The organism is Hymenobacter psoromatis (genome assembly GCF_020012125.1).
Lineage (GTDB): Bacteria > Bacteroidota > Bacteroidia > Cytophagales > Hymenobacteraceae > Hymenobacter > Hymenobacter psoromatis.
In genome coordinates, this window is record NZ_JAIFAG010000001.1 from 2,528,802 (window position 1) to 2,546,769 (window position 17,968).

The window sequence follows — 17,968 nt, forward strand, 5'->3', positions numbered from 1 at the left end:
CGTTGAAAACGCCCCTACCCTACCCCTACCTTCCGCTTGCGGGCCAGCGTGACCCGCGCCCGGTGGCAGATGCCGCCCAGCGGCGGGTTGAACTTGGAAACGCTCACCTCGGCCCGGCGCACCTGCCCGAACTCCTGCATCACGCGGTCGAGGATGCGGTGGGCCAGGTGCTCCAGCAGGCGGGCGGGGCGCTGCATTTCTTCGAACACCACGCGGTAGAGCACCTCGTAGTTCACGGTTTCGGCCAGCTTGTCGGAGGTCCCGGCGGCGTGCAGGTCAGTGCGCAGGCGCAGGTCTACCCCGTACTTATTGCCGATTTTCTGCTCCTCGTCGTAGTAGCCGTGGAAGGCAAAAAATTCGAGTCCTTCGAGCGAAATCTGGCCCATAATTTTAGCGGTTATCTTTCGTTTTGATTACTAGCTGCTGTTACGTCGTTGCTTTCTGGAAGCGGCTTCAGGGGAATAGCGCGATTTACAAAAATCGCGCTGCTGCTTATTGCGTAACAGCAGGCACTACTAAGGCTATTTAGGCAGGAGCCAAGAGCCCCATAACCATCAGTGCGTCTGGCCCATTGGACGGCCCACTGCGGCCGGGGGGGTAGGCACCGGGGCTGCGCCGTAGTGGCTCATACTGAGCCGGGCGGGCTCGTTGGGGCGCAGCTCTACTTTGAAGAGGTAGTCGTATTCCGCGTCCTTAATTTCGGTGAGGGCGGTCTGCACGCCCAAGGCCTTGAGCAGGGGCAGCAACGTGTTGGAATGGCCCACCACAACCACTGTTTTGCCCGCGTAGTCTTGGTAAATGTGAACAGCCAGCGCGTCGGGAGCTTGGGCATTATACGACTGCGGCACCAGGCCAACAGCTTGGGCCAGTGGGGCCAGCGTAGCGCGGGCGCGGCGGGTATCGGTGGTGAAAAGGGCGGCGGGGTGGCGGCGGGCCAGGCGCTTGGCCAGCAGCCGGGCGCGGGCCTCGCCGGCGGGCGTCAGGGCGGGGTCGTCGGCCCCGGCGGTGGGGTCCTTTTCAGCGTGGCGCACGAGGTAAATAGTGGTAACGGGCGGCTTAGACGCGGCGTGACTACTTGCCGTCAGGCCCAGCAGCAGGCTGATAAGCAAGGGCAAAAAACTGATTTTCATGGACAATCAATTACTTGAAGGCGCTCGGCCAGGTAGCGCGCTCACCAAAGATAACCGCTAGCCCTGAGGCGCGGCGCGCAACCAGCCTGCGCCGGCGGGGCGGCCCCATTAACGGCCCCGGCGCGGACACTTACTGACTGCGCTCTGCTGGCAAATGATTTTTTTCGGGAAACAAACCGCCTCGCGGGACGCTATTCCGTTATTTCTTCATCTTCACCAAACAAACAGCAAATCTTCATCTTTGCCTAACGGGCAGGGCCCCAATATTGCCCCGTCATTTTCCCTTCACCCCTACCCCACTCTGCCATGCACGTGCTTCTCGTCGAAGATGAAAAAAGCCTCCATCAGGAGGTGCGCCAGTTTCTGACCCAGGCGCAGTACCTGGTTGACTCGGCCTACACCTACGCCGAGGCGTCGGAAAAGCTGTATGTGAATTCCTACGACTTCGTGCTGCTCGACCTGGGCTTGCCGGGCGGCGACGGCTTCGATTTGCTGCGGGCGGCCCGCCAAAACGAGAAGCAGGAGGCCTCATTTATTATCCTCACGGCGCGCGGGGCGCTCGACGACCGCATCCAGGGCCTCGACCTGGGGGCCGATGACTACCTGCCCAAGCCCTTTTCACTGCTGGAGCTGACCAGCCGGATGCAGGCTATCACGCGGCGCAAATTTGGGCTGAAGCGGTCGGAAATTACCTTCGGCAATGGTTTCGCGCTCGATGTGACGGCCCGCACCGTGCGCTACGGCAGCACGCCCGAGGTACCCGGCCCCGAGGTGCCGCTTACCAAAAAGGAGTTCGATTTGCTGCATTATTTGCTGCTGCACCGCGGCCGGGTGCTCACGCGCCTACAGCTGGGCGAGCACCTGTGGGGCAACGTGCTGGAAGACGATTCGGACTCGAACTACATCGATGTGCATATCAAAAATGTACGCAAGAAGCTGGCCCAATTCGGCTCGCCCGACTTTATTGAGACGGTGCGCGGCATCGGCTACCGGGCGGTGTAGGTCAGTGAGTAAAAGGCAGTAAGGCGTTTGTCCTTGCGAGCGCTGCGCTCGCAAGGACAAACGCCTTACTACCCCTTACCTTAATTACCATATGAGACTCGAAACCAAGCTGGGCCTCTTTAATGGGCTTTCCAAGCTGCTGCTGGTGCTGCTGGGGGCGCTGCTGATTCCGCCGGTGGTGCAGCGCGTGGCCATCGTGCACACCGACCAGCACCTGCGCGAGAAAAAGCAGCTGCTGCAGCAGCTCATTGAGCGCGACGGGCTGACGCAGTTTTTGCGGACTGAGCGCGACGAGAGCTACGCCGACTACAATATTCTCAAGCAGGAATACATCACCATTACGCCCCTACCGGCCTACCCCAGCGGCCAGGCCGGGCCGCCCACCGAGCGTATCTTCGAGGAGCCCCGGCAGGTGGGCCAGCAGGTAGAAGACTTCCGGATTCTGAGCTACGTGGCCCCGTTGCGGGTGCCAGCGCGCGGCACCAGCACTCCCAACGGGGCCGCGCCCCGGCGCTACCGCCTCGAAATCGGCTCGTCCCTAGCTACCGTGGAGCTGCTTACCACTACGCTGCGGCGGCTAGCGCTGTGGGTGCTGGCGGCCGGCGTGCTCGTTACGGTGTTTACCGACGCAGCCTTTGCCCACTACTCGCTGGGACCGTTGCGCGAGCTGCTCTCGCGCAAGCTGCGTAGCATCCGGCAGCCGGGCGAGTTCTCGTTTCAGCGCTTGGATACGGACACGACCGACTTCCGGCAGCTCGACGACTCGCTCTCGGCCCTGATGCGGCAGCTGCAAGCTTCGTTTGAGAAGGAGCGCGAGTTTATGAGCAACGTGAGCCACGAGCTGCTCACGCCCACCAGTATCCTGCAATCGCGCTTCGAGAACATGCTGCAAGACCCCACCCTGGATGAGCCGCACGCCCGCCAGATAGTGGAAAGCCAGCGCACGCTCTACCGCCTGCGTAATACCGTGCGCACCCTACTGCTCATCGCCAACATCGAAAATGAGCAGTACCTGCGCGACGAAAACGTGAGCCTGACCCGCACCGTGCGCGACGTGGCCGAGGAGCTGGACGACCGCCGCCAGCAGCGCGAAATTGAGCTGCACGTGGACCTCAAGCCCGATTACGTGGTGCTGCGCGCCAACGCCACGCTGCTGCACACGCTGCTACGTAATTTGCTTTCCAACGCCGTTAAGTACAATAATGAGGGCGGCCAGATTCGGGTGCTGGGCCGCCCTACCCCCGCCGGCGGCTACCAGCTGCGGGTGGAGGACGACGGCCCCGGCATCGCGGCCGAAAACCTGCCGCTGCTCTTCGACCGCTTCCGGCGCTTCCACGCTACCGGCCCCAAAGCGCCCGAGGGCTACGGCCTGGGCCTGCCCATCGCCCAAACCATCGCCACCTTTCACCACGCTACCCTGCGGGCCGAGTCGGTGGTGGGCCGGGGCACGGCCTTCGTGCTGGAGTTTGCGTAAGTTGCGGCCAGTGGTCAGCAACGGGCCGCCACCGTCTTATGCGCCTGACCGAAATTAGTTATTCCGCTAAGCAGCAGCAGTTTCACCTGCGCGGCCTTGGCGTGGTGCTGGACACGGTTATCCTAGCGGCTGACCAGCCCGTGGCCGATGTGTACGCGGCCTCGCTAGCGGCCACGCAAGCCGGCATGGCGATTTTGGCCGACCAGTTGGAGCGGTTTTACGGGGACCCGGCCACCGCCCCGCCGAACCGCTTCACTATCCGCATTTTTCCCGAGCCTGAGCCGCGGGGCACCCGCGTCTGCTTCGCGGATTTTATTGGCCCTGGCTACGACCTGGCCACCCGTGAGCTGCGACTTTTCAACTACTCGCCCGGCAGCCACTCTATCGTCCATATGAACCCCGAGGGCCTGGCCTACGCCCTGCTCAACCCGCCCTATGGGCTGCGCTTTGCCAGGGCCGGCCGCTTCGCCAACGCCGAGTACGCGGCGAGCGAAACCCAATTCTACGACCAGCTGCTGCGCGATTACCTGGCCTTGTTTCTGGGCGTGCGTCAGCCGGCCGACGCGGGGGCACTCACTATTTTCACCTGGTCCGATGATTGGTCCAACTATTTCGAGGACGGCCAGGAGTGGTGGGGCGCGTTTTGCTGGACGGTTTATGATGCCCGCACGGACACCATCGCTTTTTTAGCGGCCTCATCTACTGATTAGAGCGCAAGGACAACCAGCCAAAAAGAACGTCATTATTATGGAAAGCTCTCCCAAAATCGCCCTCATTACTGGGGCCAACCGGGGCCTGGGCCTCGAAATTGCCCGCCAGCTCGGCCAGCGCCACTACCTGGTGCTGCTGGGGGCGCGCCACGAAGCCGCCGGCCGGGCCGCCGCCGCCCTGCTGGTGAGCGAAGGGCTGCGGGCCCACTACCTGCCGCTCGATATTACGCTGCCCGACAGCGTGGCCCAGGCCGCCGCCACGGTCGAGCGCGACTACGGCCGGCTCGATGTGCTGGTCAACAACGCGGTGTACTTCACCCGCGAAAATCAGAACCCCTCGCAAATTGCCCCCGACCTGCTGCACCACTACCTGAATACCAATTTCGTGGCCCAGGTGGCCGTTACGCAGGCGTGCCTGCCGCTGCTGCACCGGAGCGCGGCCGGCCGCATCGTGAATATGTCCAGCTCCATTGGCTCGTTTGCCACGATGGGCGAAACCCTGCACACCACCCCCCGCCTGGCGGCGGCCACGCCCCTGGGCTACTCGGCCTCGAAGGCGGCCCTGAACATGTTTACTACCCTGCTGGCCAAAGAGCTGCGGCTCACCAGCATTAAGGTGAACAGCGCCGACCCCGGCCGCACCCAGACCGACATGGGCGGCCCCGACGCGCCCAACACCGTCGAGTACGGGGCCAAAGTGGCTGTGTGGCTAGCCTGTCTGGATGAAGACGGGCCAACGGGTGGCTTCTTTGCCTACCAGAAGGCCAATAATTGGTAGCCAAGCGCTGAACTCTGGCAAATGCTGGCGCGAGTTTAACGCAGTGTACTCGCGCCAGCCGCATGCTAAGCCGTGGCCGGCGCGCGCGCCGGCTTGCTGGGCAACGTGTGCCACTCGTGCTCGATACCCGTCATCAGTAAGGCATTATCAAACTTAATGGAGCCTTTGGCGAACTGGCTTTCATCCTCGAAAAAGCTGGATGTTACCGCGCTCACGGTCAGGGGCTGCACCCGCCAGGCATACGTAGCCAGCCGCAGCCCGTCAAACTGCGCCGTTAGGCGAGTAGCCGACCGCGCCTTTCTCCAGAAAATCGGAGACGTTTTCCAACGTGCCGAAAATAGAATCGGGGGCGAAGGCCGGGGCAGCTTGCGCATCAATAGCGAGGTGGGTGCCGTCGGAGCTGGTAAAATCTACATGGTAGTCTTTTCCGGTTTCAACCACGTTGAATTTGGCCAAAAAATGCTTGCTGGAAAATAACCGCCCGCCTACCCAGGCATTCAGCCGCGAAGAGGTGTCGCGCCGCGGCACGTACACGCCTTCCCGCACCTGGCCGCCCTCGTCCCACTCCACGGCAATGCGGTGAGCGCCGTTTTCGGACGCTACCCCCACGAAATCGGGCCAGCCTTTGGGCTTGATGTGTTGGAGGCGAATCAGGCAAATGCCCACCACGGCCCGCCCCCGGTAGAGCTTGGGGCGAAACGGCGCGGGCACCAGCCGGGCCACATCGGCCGGGTCGGCGGTGAAGTTGATAAGGATGCGCCGGTCGATGATACCGTGCAGCGTCGGAATTTTCATGGCAGCGGGAGCAGCCGGTAAAGCTGCGGCAGCTAGTAAGACGGGTCTTTTAGACGAATGTTTTAAGACTGTTCTAACTCATCAGTTATCTCTATGAAAGAAAAGTCAGTTAAGTTGCTCTTCAACTTCTTCAAATCAAGGGGTATATAACTGCCATTGAAATAGGTAAATTCAATCACTTTCCCAGTCGCACGAATAAAGTTGACTACAGCTGCGATATACGCTACTTCCTCCGGTGGAACTTCATTAATTTGCTTTCTCAAACAATCTCCGTATAAAAACAGATGACACGCCCCTAGCGTATCGGCGTATTGACGCACTCTAATTATTTCTTTATCAGGCAGATAAAACGAATAAATAAAATAATAATAGGCGTAGTCAAAAAAACCATTTTCATCTTTTTCGCCTAAATCTTCATAATATTTCTTATTCCATCGAATGAGTTGAGCAGACATCGTTTAAATAATTAATTACGCTCAGAGGGAATCCAGTTTAATTACAAGTCTGGCGTAATGCAACTTGTATTGATAAAGATTTTACTTACACAATTTATTTACTCATCCCAACGCCGCCCGCACCTGCGCTACCCTTTCCTCCACTGAGCCATCGAGCAAAACATACGGAATGCCCAGCATATCCAGCTGCATCAGAATGGCGCCGTGCTGAAATTGGCGCAGCGCCTCGGGGCCGCGCCAGCCATCCTGGGCGAAGGGCACCGTGGGCCGGCACACGAAGGTGCGGGCGTAGCGCGCCCGGCACACCCGCGCCAGGGCCTGCAGGGCGGGGTCGCAGCGGTGAAAATAATAGTAGGAATACAGCGCCGTGGTAGTCGCGTTGGTGTCGCAGAAGAGCCAGCCGCGGGCGTGGGGCGTGGCGGCATCTTCCAGCTCCAGCTGGCGGCGGCCGATGTAGAGCAGGTCCTCGTAGGCGAGCGCGCCGTTTTTTTGCTCGTGCAGAATGCGGCCGTATTCGGGCACCCACGCGGTATCCAGCGCCTCGGCCAGCGCCTGGCAGAGGGTCGTTTTGCCGCTGCTTTCGGCCCCCAGCAGCACCAGGCGCGGCACGGGGGTAGGCGGCACCGCCCCGTACTGCGCCGCCACAAAGGGGTGAATTAAAGTGGAATTCAGCGTGAAGATGGAGGGATTCTCAGCTGGTAATTCTTCCATCTCGATTCCCAATTCCAACTTCAATTCGGTGCCGCTAACGGGTACTTGCCGACGCGCCTCATCCACCATCACGTGCGCTGCGCCGAGGTGCGCGGCCAGGCCGGGGCCGTAGGCTTCGCTGCTGAAAACTACGCTGGGCTGGTAGCCGTGGTGGGCCAGCCACTGGCGTACGAACGCGCAGTGGATGAGGTCCGGGGCAGCATCGGGGGGCAGGGCATCGGCTTCGGCGGTGAGGGCGATGATGCGCAGCGGGGTAGGGCCGATGCGCGGACCCAGGGCCGCATCGTCGCCCCGGTACAGCTCACGCAGCCAGGCGGCGCGCGTCGGGGCCGGATGCCGCAGGTCGTCGGGGTTGGCATACACGAGCACCAGCAGTTCGGCCACCTGGGCGGCGGCGGTTTCGAGCAGCAGCTGGTGGCCCCAATGCGGTGGCCAGAACTTGCCCACGACGAGGCCCAGCGCGGCCGTAGGGGAAGAAGGTAGGGTAGGCATAAGAGGTAGGGAGATGAGAGGGCAGGTGGGGTAAAGGGGGAGGCAGGTGGAATAGGGTGGGGTAGGAGGAACTGTCCTTGCTTCACAGACAAGCAATGACAGCTCCTCCTACCCCACCCCTCCTGCCCTAAAACCGGACGCTGGTCGTCAGCTGCACGGCCTCAAACTTGAACTCGCGCACCGCTGAGCGCTGCCCGATACCAATGTGGTTGAGCCCCTGCATATACCGGGCTCCCAGGTCCAGGTGGCGGCTCAGGGCTACTTCGAGGCCAGCCGTGGCCGCCAAGCCGCGCTCCTCGGTGTCGTGGGTGATGTCGGTGGTCTGGCCATTTAGCTGCTGCTGGGCCTGCACCAGCAGGTCGAACCGGGGGCCGGCCAGCAGCTGCACCCTGGGGTGCACATAGTAGCCCAGCAGCAGCGGCAGCGACAGGTAGCGCAGGGTGTAGCGGGGGCCGCCCACCAACTCGCCGCTCAGCTGCTCGAAGCTGTATTCCTGCCGCAGCAGCCAGCGGTGGGGCAGCGCGATGCTCACCCAGAAGCCCGCCGTGAAGCCCGGCCGCCAGGTAGTAGCCAGGGGGGTAGGCGGCGGCGGACTACCCGCGTTGAAGTCCGTGTTGGCATACGTGAGCCCCGCCCGGCCGCCCCAGCTCACCGTCGGCGGCGCTTTAGCCGCTAGCACTTGGGCACGCGCGCCTACCGGCCAACCGGCCACTACCATCAGCACTACCCACTCGCGCATCTCGCTTTAGCGCGCCGGGAAAGTTGGCGGCGCGGGCCTAATATAGTAGCCGCGCGCGGCCCTGGGCTTTCCACACCGGCCTGCGCCCGCTTTTACTGCGCCTTACTTTTATATATGGCACTTCTGCTGGTTAGCTTCGAGCACGTAACCGTGCGGCACCTCAACCGGGTGCTGTTTCCCGACCTTAGCCTGCGCGTAGAGCCTGGCCGGCACCTGGCGCTGGTGGGACCCAGCGGCGCGGGTAAAAGCGCGCTGCTGGCCGCCCTGGCCGGGCAATTGCTGCTCACGGGCGGCGCGGCCACTTACCCCGGCCTGGCGGCCGCCGCCCACCAGCGCCACCCCGCCGACCCGCTGGCCAGTTGGCGGCAGGTGGTGAGCCTGGTGGGGCCGCGCGCGCCCTTCCGGGCGCGGCCGGGGGGTAGCGAACTCTACTACCAGCAGCGCTTCGAGGCCACGGCCGCCGAGGTGCCTACCGTGCGCGAGTACCTGGCGGCTACGCCGCCCGCGCCCGGCGTGGCCTGGACCTACGCCCGCGTGGTGGCCCGCCTGCGCCTGGAGCAGCTGCAAGACCAGCCGCTCATTCAGCTTTCCAACGGCGAAACCAAGCGCCTGCGCCTAGCTAAAGCGCTGCTGCGCAACCCCCTGCTTTTACTACTCGACAATCCACTAGCCGGCCTCGACGCGGCCAGCCGGGTTAATTTTGGCGCGTTGCTGGCCGAAGTGGCGGCGGCCGGAGCCACGGTAGTACTGGCCACCGCGCCGGCCGAGATTCCAGCCCTCATCACCCACGTGGTAGAGCTGGCAGGGGGCAAAATCCGGCACCTGCGGCCCGCCGCCGACTACGTGCCCCCAGCGCCCCCTACCCCCTCACTACCCAACGAAGCTGCCCTGCGGGCGCTGTGGCCGCCCGCACCGCCCGCGTTCACCACCCTCGTGAAGCTCGAAAACGTGACCGTGCGCTACGGCGAGCGGCTGATTCTGGATAAGCTGAATTGGGAAATCAAGCCCGGCGAGCGCTGGGCGCTGCTGGGGCCAAATGGCGCGGGCAAGTCCACGGTACTCAGCTTACTGAATGGCGACAACCCGCAGGCGTACAGCCAAAAAATCACGCTCTTCGACCGGCGGCGGGGCACGGGCGAGAGCATTTGGGCTATCAAGCGGCGCATCGGCTACGCCTCGCCCGAGCTGCTGCAGTATTTCCCCGGCCAGCCCACCTGCCTGCAAGTGGTGGCCTCGGGCTTCGCCGATACGCTGGGGCCGGGCCGCCCTACCCCCACCCAACTGGCCGAAGCCCGCCAGTGGCTGGCCGTGCTGCACTTGGCCGAGCACGCGGCCCAGCCGCTGCGCCAGGCCCCAGCCAGCGTGCAGCGCCTGTGCCTGGTAGCCCGCGCACTGGTCAAAAACCCACCGTTGCTACTGCTCGACGAGCCCGGCCAGGGCCTCGATGCCGCGCAGCAGCCCTATTTCCGGGCCGTGCTGGACGTTATTTGCGCCCTGAGCCCGGTGGCGCTGGTGTACGTGAGCCACCACGCGGCCGACATTCCCGGCAGCGTAACGCGGGTGCTGGAGCTGCCTTTTAATCCTGCGCCTCCCACACGCGACCTAGCGCAGCCGCCGCGATAGGATGGGCAGGATGGTCATAACGAGCCAAATTTATCATAGCCTTTTCATACCATTCTTGCGCTTCACTAAACTTCTCTTGCAGCTCATACACAGTTCCTATTTGAAAGCAAATAGTACCCAACTGTATATCATTACCCGTTTTCGTGTCCCATTCGAGCGCATCTTGATAAGCCTTTAACGCTAAGTTACTTTCTCCTTGCTCCTGATACGCCTGACCTATTTGATAATACGTAATACCTACAGAAAATTCACTTCCATGCTCTTGCTTCCAAAGTACTGCTTGTTTAAAGTTTTCTAATGCTAAGCCCCATTGATACTGCTTTGCATATACTTTACCTATCTGACTATAAGTACTGCCCCTCATATATTCGTTGCCACTTTCCTGGTCTAGAGTTATGGATTTACGATAATGGTACAGCGCTAGCACCCATTCTTCCTGCTCCACGTAAAGAATCCCTATCTGAAAATGGGTAGTTCCTAGCCCTTGGAGTTTACCAACTTTTTTATTCCAACTTAATGCTTGCCGATAGTTTAGTAGAGCTAATGACCAGCTCCTTTGCTCTGCGTAAACCACTCCTATCCCGTGGTAAATAACACCATAATTTTCTTCGGTAGAAATTAATTTACAATTTTGGAAGAGAGCCAGGGAATTATCGAATTGCTGATTTCGATGATATACCATTGCTAAATTAAACAGTAATTCTCCTTGTATTTCATTATTCGCCAGCAGAATCTTTTGTAAAGCAATAGCTTTTTTATAAGCTTCCACTGCTTTGTCGTAAGCAAATGCTTCTGTATACTCCTCTGCCAGTAATTTTTGAATATTAGCCTTGTCTTTCAATAGCCGCTTCTTATCGCTATTATCCAGTAACAAGTGCGCGTACCGGTCTTCCAACTCAGTAATCCGCACCTGCCTTTCCTCGATATTTCCTCTTTGCGGCAACCGCTCGGGCGGCAAAGGAGGAAAAGAATCCACCGGGCGGGCGGTATGGTCCTAGAAGCGAAAATGGTAGGCGACCCAGTGCCAGAGGTCAGGAGCTTCGCGCTGAAGGGTGCGGAAGAAATGAGCATCTCCCCATAAGATAATGATATAGGGTACGTTATGGAAGAGTAATTCGCGCTCCAGGTTAAGTTGGGCGGTGAGCAGCGAGGGTACCAACTGGCCATCCTGGCTGATAAGCAGGCTGTTTTCCAGGCCGTGGACGTTGACCACGTAGCTGACGGAAGGCGACTCCCGCACGGCAGCCGGCAACTGCTCGCCCAGCGTGCGCAACAGCGATACCACGGGTAAGGGCGTAACATCGAGGGTGTAAAACTGATACTCGGGGAGGCGGGCGGCAAGCAGAGTTTCTAGCTCGTTGCGCTTCGCCAGGCTGGCGCACTCTACAAAGGCCACGGTAGGCTGGTCGCGCCGAGCCAGGGCGAAGACTAACTCCTCGGTGGTAGCGGTTTCATTGTAGGGGGCGGCCAGAGTATTCATGCGGGGACGCTGATAATGCCTTCCAGGAGCGGATTGAGTTTCAGGTGACCGTTGTATTTTAACAGGACTAATTGAAATAACATTTCCCGCACTTCGGCATCGCCAGGGCGCAGGGTATGCAGGCCCTTACCCAGGGTTTCGAGGTGCTTGCTGGTGAGTAGCTGGTTCATGGTGTTGCCCAGGCCTCGGATGGCACTATCGGCCACTGCCCGCGAGGCCAGCCCACCCTGGGCCTTCACTATCACGGCGTTGACTATGCGCAGGAGTTGGCGCATGCAACCGCCCGAGCGCCGCACGCATTCATCCAGCACTTCGGGGCCGAAGAATAAGTCCGTAGTTAGGCGGCGCTCAATTACCTGGCGAAAACACTGGTCGGCCTCACTACCAGGGCCTTCCAGCTTAATCATGGGAATGATGTGACTGTGCGAAAAATTCTGGCCCGGCCCGGTTTCGATTTTATAATAGGAGTCGATGCTCACCGCCAAAATCATGTTCAGCGCGAGCGTTTGCAACAAGTTGGGGTTTTTGATAAACAAGTACTCGTACACCTCGAAGCGCAACTTTTCGGAACCGTCGATGATGAAGAGAATATCGGCTCCCAGCCCTTGGTCGCGCACAGCTTGGCGCATAGCCATCAACGAGGCGTTTATCTTAGTGATAATGGCTAAGGGGTTTTTACGCACCTCCTCCCTGATTTTGGTCGAAGTTTCGTTGGTGCTCCCAAACACCGCCTTGGCCGCCAGTCCTAGCTTAAACAGGCTCAGAAAGTTGAGTGCCCCACCCGTTTCGGCACTCACTTCGGTGTCAAACGTGTGCTTCAATTCTTTCTCAATGGCCTCGCCCGACAGAAGCTGGTGCGCCAAATCATTGAAGCCGGAGTGGCTGGTCGGAATATCATACTGCTTAATTGCCTCCACTAGCTTGAGTAGAATCCAAACAAAGATGTCTTCGGGCTGAAGGGAGCCGTATTCCATCTCGTCCTCAATACTCAGGAAGATGGAGAAATAGCGGTCAGGGTGATTTAAGTCGGCGTGCAGACGGCGGAGTTCAGTAGTTTTACCGCAGCCGCGGTGGCCCGAGCAGATAATTTTGAGGTAGTCATCGGTGGGTGCTACCAACCGACAATTTTCCACCCCTAAGGAATAAAAAACATCCGACCGAAAGTCGGTACCCCGCACGTCATCAAAATTCACGTACAATTGCTTCTCGCTACCCCCATCCCCAAATAAGTCCGGCTCAAAGTCCGGCTCCGTGACAGCGCGGGCCTGGAATTTATCAGTAACGGGATACGTGTAGACGGCCATAACTACTAAGCCTGGAATGGCTTGCTAAAGAGGTTTGCAGTAAATATCGGCATTTTGGATAACTACTCCGCCCCCACCTCGTCCTGGCGCAGCTCGCGGCCCACGTAGCGCAGCAGCTGGTAGCGGCGGCGGGCGGCATCGTAGCGCAGGGCCACGCCGGTGCCGGTGCTGGGCTGGGCGGCCGGAGCGGGGGTAGAGCCGCCCCCCAGTGGCCGGCCCAACCCGTCGAAGAGGCTTACTTGGCCCGGCAGCGGCTCGGTGAGGGCCAGCACCTGGTGGGTGAGGCCAAAGTCGAACCACTGCACCGGCTTGTCGCCCGAGGTGAGCAGCTGCCGGCTCAGCAGCGGGGCCACCCGGCCGGGGCTGAACACGTCGAGCCGGCCGCCGTCCTGGCGCACCACCACGAAGGAGCCGGCCCTACCCCCCTCGTCCGGCACGAGGCGGAAGCTGGCCCCGCGGCTCCAGGTAGCCACCCGGCGGCGGCTGATAAGGTCGCCGCTGAGGCTAATGGTCACCAGCTCGCCGTGCTGGTTCACGAGGCGCACCTGACTGCGGGCCAGGGTGGGGCCGGCCGTAGCCAGTAGCGGGCCGTCGAGGCGCGCGCCAGCGCTCACCGGGAAGCCGGGGTAGCGCTCGCCGGCCTGGTCGAAGGCATACACGTAGCCGTTGCGCAGGGCGGCCACCACCACGTCGCGCCCACCCACGGTGAGCAGCAGGGGCGGGCCGGCCAGCGGCGCTTCGAGGCGGCGGGGCCAGCCGGGGTAGCGGCGGCCGTTGGTATCAAAGAGCCACAACTGCTGGTTGGCCGTGGCCACCACCAGCCGGGGCGACGTGCCACCGGCCGCCACCACGGTGGCCACCGTCACCGAATCGGGCATATTAAGCGGGAAGCCGGGGGCCTCCTGGCCATCGGTGGGGCTGAGCCAGTGCAGGCGGTGGGCGGTGGCCAGCAGCAGGCGGCCCCGCGCCAGGCGCGCCAGGCCCACCACGGGGCCGGGCAGGCTATCGGCCCAGAGCAGGGCGGCGGAGCTGGCGGGCAGCAGGCGCAGCACCCCCAACGAGTCGGCTACCAGCACGGGGCCGGGCGCGCCACCCTCAGCGGCAGGCAGCAGCAGCGGCTGGCCCGCCAGCGCCGCCCCAAAGCGGGTGCCCACGCCGCCGGTGGCCGAGTCGGTGGCCGGGGCGCGGCCGGGGTGGCGTAGCAGCAATTGGGCAAAATACTGGGCATCGGCCCCGGCCCCAGAGGTGGCGGCCGGGCCGGGGGGTAGCAGCTGCCAGGCCACCTGCGGAAAGTGCTGAATCAGGCTCTCGTTGCGCAACAGGCTGGCGCGGCGGTCCTCGGCCAGGTAGCTGAGCAGCGTGTTCCAGCCCTGGCGGGCGTCGGCCAGCACCGTGAGGCGGGCCGCGGGCAGGGTTTGCTGAAGCAAAGCCACCTGGGCTGCCGATTGGCTCCACACCTGCCCAGCCGCCAGGTCGCCCAGGTAGCGGCGCAGGCCAGCTTCATCGCTCATCATCAAGAAGTTATCTACTAGCGCCGTGTGCAGGGCAGGGGCCGGACCTACCCCCCCCCTTTCGGCCAGCGTGCCCAGCAGCGCCGTCAGTTCGAAGCCGGCCGCCTGCACCTCGTAGCTCCCTACCCGGCCAAAAGCTGGCGACGCGCCCCCCAGCCGCCGCAGCCGGGCCAGCCAGTGCGCGGTGCGGGCCGGGGCGCGGCTCCGCACCACCACCACCTGGGCCGGCAACACGCCGGGCGCGGGCGCGGCCAGATACGCCAGCGCCCCGCCCGGTAGCAGGCTGGCCCGCAGGCTGTCGAGGGCAAACTCGTAGGCGACGGGGCGGGCAGCCGAGTCCGGGACTAAGGAGGGGGTAGGGGCCAGCGGGCGAGCCGGAGTTGGCCAGCCGGCCACGGCCAGCACCAGCGCCGTGCGCAGGGGTAGCACGTCGGCCAGGGCGTGCAGGGGCGGGGCGAGCGCGCCGCCCGGCGGCCCCGCGCCGGCGGCCGTTTCAGGGTTGGCGAAGCCGGTAAGGGTGAGTTGGCCGGGGCCGAATTTCAGGCCCAACAGGCCATCCTGAGCCAGAGCCAGGGCCTGGTCGAGCTGGGCGTGGGTACCGGGCCGAAACAGCACGTCGAGCAGGGCCGGCACCCGCCGGAAGCTCACCAGCAGGGTCGCGTCCACGTCGGGCAGCCGCAGCAGGTCGAGGCTGGCGAAATTCGCCCGCACGGTGGGCGCGCCGGGGTGGCCGAGGCGGCGTACCACGGCTTCCACCAGCGGGGCGTGGGTGCTTAGTAGCAAGTGATTACGGTAGTTGAGCACCGTGAGCCGGCCGCCGGCGCGGGCCGTCAGCTCTTCCAGCTCATAGCCTTCGTAGTTGCGGGTGCTCAGGGTGTAGCGGGGGTCACGGGCCAGGGTTTCGAGCAGGCCGCGGGCCTGGCGGTACTCGCGCACGCTGGCCAGCGGAATCTGGTATAATACGTCTACCTGGCCCGGCCCGGTCACGTGCAGCGAGGTCAATACCAGCTTATTACCCAACAAATCGAGCAGGCCGCGGCGGCGGGCGGTGGCGGGCCGGCCGCCGGTGTCGAGGCTATCGGCCAGGGCCAGCTGGCCGGCCACCTGCTGGTAGTAGCGCACGCCGGTGAGGTTGTCCCACACGCCGGCCTCCTGCAAGTGGCGCACCAGGGCGGGGTGGTCGCGGGTGGCCAGCACCAGCACGGCATCGGCGGGCACCAGGGCGTAGGGGTCCACGGGCCGGGCGGCCAGCGTGCGGCGGTAGTAAACGTAGGTGGCCAGCGAGAGCAGCACCAGCGCCGCCGCCAGCAGGGCCAGAAGCTTGCGGGACATGCCGGCAAAAGTAGGCCGGCCGGCCGCTTAGTGCCCAAATCTGAGGGCGGCCCGCACGGTGTCACCGGTTGGAGGCGTACGTAGCTTTAGCTGCACGAGCGTGTCACGGGCGCCGCCGGTGGCTAACTCTGTGGAGAAGCGTCCCTCCAGAAGCACACCCGGCGGCTGATAGAAGTTCTGTGGCGCGGCCGAAGTAAACGGGACCGATTGATAGACTACCACTTGGCGGTGCTGATTATTGGCTGGCAGAGGCCGTATCATACTTTGATTGAAGAGGGGCACGAAATACAGCCACTCGTAGCCGGTGGTAAGCGTGTTCAACTGCACTAGCCACACGCGGCGGGGAGAAGGCCAGAACTTCACATTATTGGTGCGGCCCAGCGCCAAGTCTACGGTAGCCAAAGAGGGGTAGCCACTCAGGCCGTTTATAAGTGAATCGGGGAAGTCCAGGGTACTGGGACGCAAATTGTTGTAAGTATCCAGCACTTCACAATTAATACCGTAGAACAATCCTTTAGAATTAGTGAAGCTGAGTTCGTAATGGCCCTGGCTGTCTGTCAGCACGGTATCCACTACTGAGTCGTAGTATTTCAAGGTCGTGGGAGCGGACACGATAGCCATTCGGATGCCCGGCAGCGGCTGGTTGGTACGGCGGTTTATCACGTAGCCCTGCGCTACGGTAAATTGTCCTTTAGGCTCGCCATTAGGGCAGCCCTTCATCGAAGTCAGGCAGAATAAAACGACGGCGAGCAGCGGCAGGCGGAAAGAAACCCGCATATACTAAATTTTAAAAAGGATGAACAAAAGTAGGAGCCGCGCGCCTGCCCAAAAGTTGCATTCGCGCCCACGGCCCGTTCTTTGGCAAAAAACTGCCCTACCCCCGCTTTTATGCCCGACGCCCTACCCCCCTCTTCTCCCGCTACCGCCGACGCGCCGCACTTCAAGCGGGCGCTGACGTTATTTGATTCCGTGATGCTCGTCACGGGTTCCATGATTGGCTCGGGCATCTTTCTGGTGTCGGCCGATATCAGCCGGCAGGTGGGTTCGGCGGGCTGGCTGCTGGTGGTGTGGCTGCTCACGGGCCTCATCACAATGGCCGGGGCCATCAGCTACGGCGAGTTGGCGGCCATGTTCCCCAAGGTGGGCGGGCAGTACGTGTACCTGCGCGAAGCCTTCGGCCGGCTGGTGGCTTTCTTGTATGGCTGGACGCTGTTTCTGGTGATTCAGACCGGCGTTATCGCGGCCGTGGCGGTGGCGTTTGCCAAGTTTACCGGGGTCATGGTGCCGTGGTTTTCGGTCAAAAACGTGCTGTTTAATCTCGGCCCGTTCCCGTTCAGCTCGGTGCAATTATTGGCCATTATCCTCATCGTGGCCATCACGGCCGTGAATGCGCGCGGCGTGCAGGCGGGCAAGCTGATTCAGAACGTGCTCAGCTCCACGAAGCTGGTGGCGCTGGCGCTGCTTATCCTGTTTGGCTTGTTTTTGGGGCTGAATGCCGACGCGGTGCAGGCCAATTTTCACGACCTCTGGCACGCCACACGCTCGCCCGCGCCGGGGGTAGGCGGCGCGGTGCTGCCGCTGAGCGCGGGCGGCCTGGTCATCGGCATCGGCATGGCCATGACCGGCTCGCTGTTTTCCTCCGATTCGTGGAACAACATCGGCTTCGCGGGCGAGGAAATTCAGAACCCCGAGCGCACGCTGGTGCGCAGCATGGCCATCGGCACGGCCATCGTCACGGTGCTCTACATCCTGATAAACGTGGTGTACCTGCTCGTCCTACCCCTGCAAGGCTCGCCCGAGGCGGCCACGCTGGCCGGCCGCGGCATCCAGTACGCCACCGACGACCGCGTGGCCACCGCCGTGGCCGAATCGGTGATGGGCCAGGCCGGGGCCTACGTGCTGGCTATCCTCATCATGCTCAGCACCTTCGGGGCCAATAACGGCATCATCCTGAGCGGGGCGCGGGCGTATTTTGCAATGGCCAAAGACGGGCTGTTTTTCCCCTCGCTGGCCCGCCTCAACCGGGCCGGGGTGCCGGGCCGGGCCCTATGGGTGCAGTGCCTCTGGGCCTGCCTGCTCTGCCTGAGCGGCAGCTACGGGCAGCTACTTAACTACGTCATGTTTTCGGTTATCTTGTTCTACCTCATCACGATAATCGGCATTTTTGTACTGCGCCGCACCCGGCCCGATGCGCCCCGGCCCTACCGCGCCTGGGGCTACCCCCTGCTGCCGGGCCTCTACGTGGTGCTGGCCGCGGCCTTCTGCGTCATCCTGCTCATCGCCCCCGACACGGCTGAATATTCGCGCTACGGCCTGGGCCTGGTGGCGCTGGGCCTACCGGTGTACTTCCTGTTTGGGCGGAAGATGGGTGAAGTGATTAAGTGATTGAGGGAATTAGCGCACTTCTCCCCCTAATTCATTCAATCACTACC

At 62.2% G+C, this 17,968-nt stretch carries 18 protein-coding genes; 6 read left to right on the plus strand and 12 right to left on the minus strand.

Annotation, left to right across the window (positions count from 1 at the left end):
• Positions 1-14: 14 nt before the first annotated feature.
• Both folB and LC531_RS11020 read right to left on the minus strand, forming a co-directional pair.
• Entirely contained in the window at positions 15-386 is a 372-nt protein-coding gene (gene folB / locus LC531_RS11015; protein WP_223650344.1) for a dihydroneopterin aldolase, read from the minus strand.
• A 168-nt stretch (positions 387-554) separates the two neighbouring features.
• On the minus strand, positions 555-1,130 hold the full coding sequence (locus tag LC531_RS11020) for a SixA phosphatase family protein (protein WP_223650345.1): 576 nt from the start codon (positions 1,128-1,130) through the stop codon (positions 555-557).
• Positions 1,131-1,436: 306 nt separating this feature from the next.
• Here LC531_RS11020 and LC531_RS11025 point away from each other — a divergent pair, with 306 nt between their 5' ends.
• The 4 genes from LC531_RS11025 to LC531_RS11040 all read left to right on the plus strand — a co-directional run bounded on the left by LC531_RS11025 (position 1,437) and on the right by LC531_RS11040 (position 5,094).
• The gene (locus LC531_RS11025) at positions 1,437-2,132 is read left to right on the plus strand and encodes a response regulator transcription factor (protein WP_223650346.1); all 696 of its coding nucleotides are present in this window, start codon (positions 1,437-1,439) and stop codon (positions 2,130-2,132) included.
• 91 nt (positions 2,133-2,223) lie between these two features.
• Positions 2,224-3,606 carry a sensor histidine kinase gene (locus tag LC531_RS11030; protein WP_223650347.1) on the plus strand — a complete coding sequence of 461 codons (1,383 nt, stop codon included), beginning with the start codon at positions 2,224-2,226 and terminating at the stop codon, positions 3,604-3,606.
• 38 nt (positions 3,607-3,644) lie between these two features.
• On the plus strand, positions 3,645-4,316 hold the full coding sequence (locus LC531_RS11035; protein WP_223650348.1) for a hypothetical protein: 672 nt from the start codon (positions 3,645-3,647) through the stop codon (positions 4,314-4,316).
• A 37-nt stretch (positions 4,317-4,353) separates the two neighbouring features.
• Entirely contained in the window at positions 4,354-5,094 is a 741-nt protein-coding gene (locus tag LC531_RS11040; protein ID WP_223650349.1) for an SDR family NAD(P)-dependent oxidoreductase, read from the plus strand.
• 65 nt (positions 5,095-5,159) lie between these two features.
• Here the strand turns inward: LC531_RS11040 and LC531_RS11045 are convergent, their stop codons facing one another.
• The 5 genes from LC531_RS11045 to LC531_RS11065 form a co-directional block, all read right to left on the minus strand.
• Positions 5,160-5,324 carry a hypothetical protein gene (locus LC531_RS11045; protein WP_223650350.1) on the minus strand — a complete coding sequence of 55 codons (165 nt, stop codon included), beginning with the start codon at positions 5,322-5,324 and terminating at the stop codon, positions 5,160-5,162.
• 31 nt (positions 5,325-5,355) lie between these two features.
• The gene (locus tag LC531_RS11050) at positions 5,356-5,889 is read right to left on the minus strand and encodes a DUF2071 domain-containing protein (RefSeq protein ID WP_223650351.1); all 534 of its coding nucleotides are present in this window, start codon (positions 5,887-5,889) and stop codon (positions 5,356-5,358) included.
• A gap of 62 nt (positions 5,890-5,951) precedes the next feature.
• Positions 5,952-6,344: a hypothetical protein gene (locus tag LC531_RS11055; RefSeq protein ID WP_223650352.1), complete on the minus strand. Its 393-nt coding sequence runs from the start codon at positions 6,342-6,344 to the stop codon at positions 5,952-5,954.
• A gap of 102 nt (positions 6,345-6,446) precedes the next feature.
• Positions 6,447-7,547 carry an AAA family ATPase gene (locus LC531_RS11060; RefSeq protein ID WP_223650353.1) on the minus strand — a complete coding sequence of 367 codons (1,101 nt, stop codon included), beginning with the start codon at positions 7,545-7,547 and terminating at the stop codon, positions 6,447-6,449.
• 127 nt (positions 7,548-7,674) lie between these two features.
• Entirely contained in the window at positions 7,675-8,286 is a 612-nt protein-coding gene (locus LC531_RS11065; RefSeq protein WP_223650354.1) for an outer membrane beta-barrel protein, read from the minus strand.
• 114 nt (positions 8,287-8,400) lie between these two features.
• Between LC531_RS11065 and LC531_RS11070 the strand changes: the two genes are divergently transcribed.
• Positions 8,401-9,909, plus strand: coding sequence for an ATP-binding cassette domain-containing protein (locus LC531_RS11070; protein ID WP_223650355.1), 1,509 nt, complete (start codon positions 8,401-8,403; stop codon positions 9,907-9,909).
• On the opposite strand, the gene LC531_RS11075 is transcribed toward LC531_RS11070, so the two are convergent.
• The 5 genes from LC531_RS11075 to LC531_RS11095 form a co-directional block, all read right to left on the minus strand.
• Positions 9,863-10,885, minus strand: coding sequence for a tetratricopeptide repeat protein (locus LC531_RS11075; RefSeq protein ID WP_223650356.1), 1,023 nt, complete (start codon positions 10,883-10,885; stop codon positions 9,863-9,865). The genes LC531_RS11070 and LC531_RS11075 overlap by 47 nt on opposite strands.
• Positions 10,886-10,903: 18 nt before the next feature.
• A complete protein-coding gene (locus LC531_RS11080) occupies positions 10,904-11,389 on the minus strand; it encodes a hypothetical protein (RefSeq protein ID WP_223650357.1) in 486 nt (161 codons plus the stop codon).
• Positions 11,386-12,693 carry a hypothetical protein gene (locus LC531_RS11085; RefSeq protein WP_223650358.1) on the minus strand — a complete coding sequence of 436 codons (1,308 nt, stop codon included), beginning with the start codon at positions 12,691-12,693 and terminating at the stop codon, positions 11,386-11,388. The genes LC531_RS11080 and LC531_RS11085 overlap by 4 nt, the downstream gene beginning before the upstream one ends.
• 62 nt (positions 12,694-12,755) lie before the next feature.
• Positions 12,756-15,536 (minus strand): hypothetical protein, encoded by a 2,781-nt coding sequence (locus tag LC531_RS11090; protein ID WP_223650359.1) that lies wholly within the window; start codon positions 15,534-15,536, stop codon positions 12,756-12,758.
• Positions 15,537-15,563: 27 nt separating this feature from the next.
• Entirely contained in the window at positions 15,564-16,313 is a 750-nt protein-coding gene (locus LC531_RS11095; protein WP_223650360.1) for a hypothetical protein, read from the minus strand.
• Between the two features lie 81 nt (positions 16,314-16,394).
• On the opposite strand from LC531_RS11095, the gene LC531_RS11100 reads away from it, so the two are divergent.
• Positions 16,395-17,921: an APC family permease gene (locus LC531_RS11100; protein WP_332874881.1), complete on the plus strand. Its 1,527-nt coding sequence runs from the start codon at positions 16,395-16,397 to the stop codon at positions 17,919-17,921.
• Positions 17,922-17,968 lie beyond the last annotated feature (47 nt).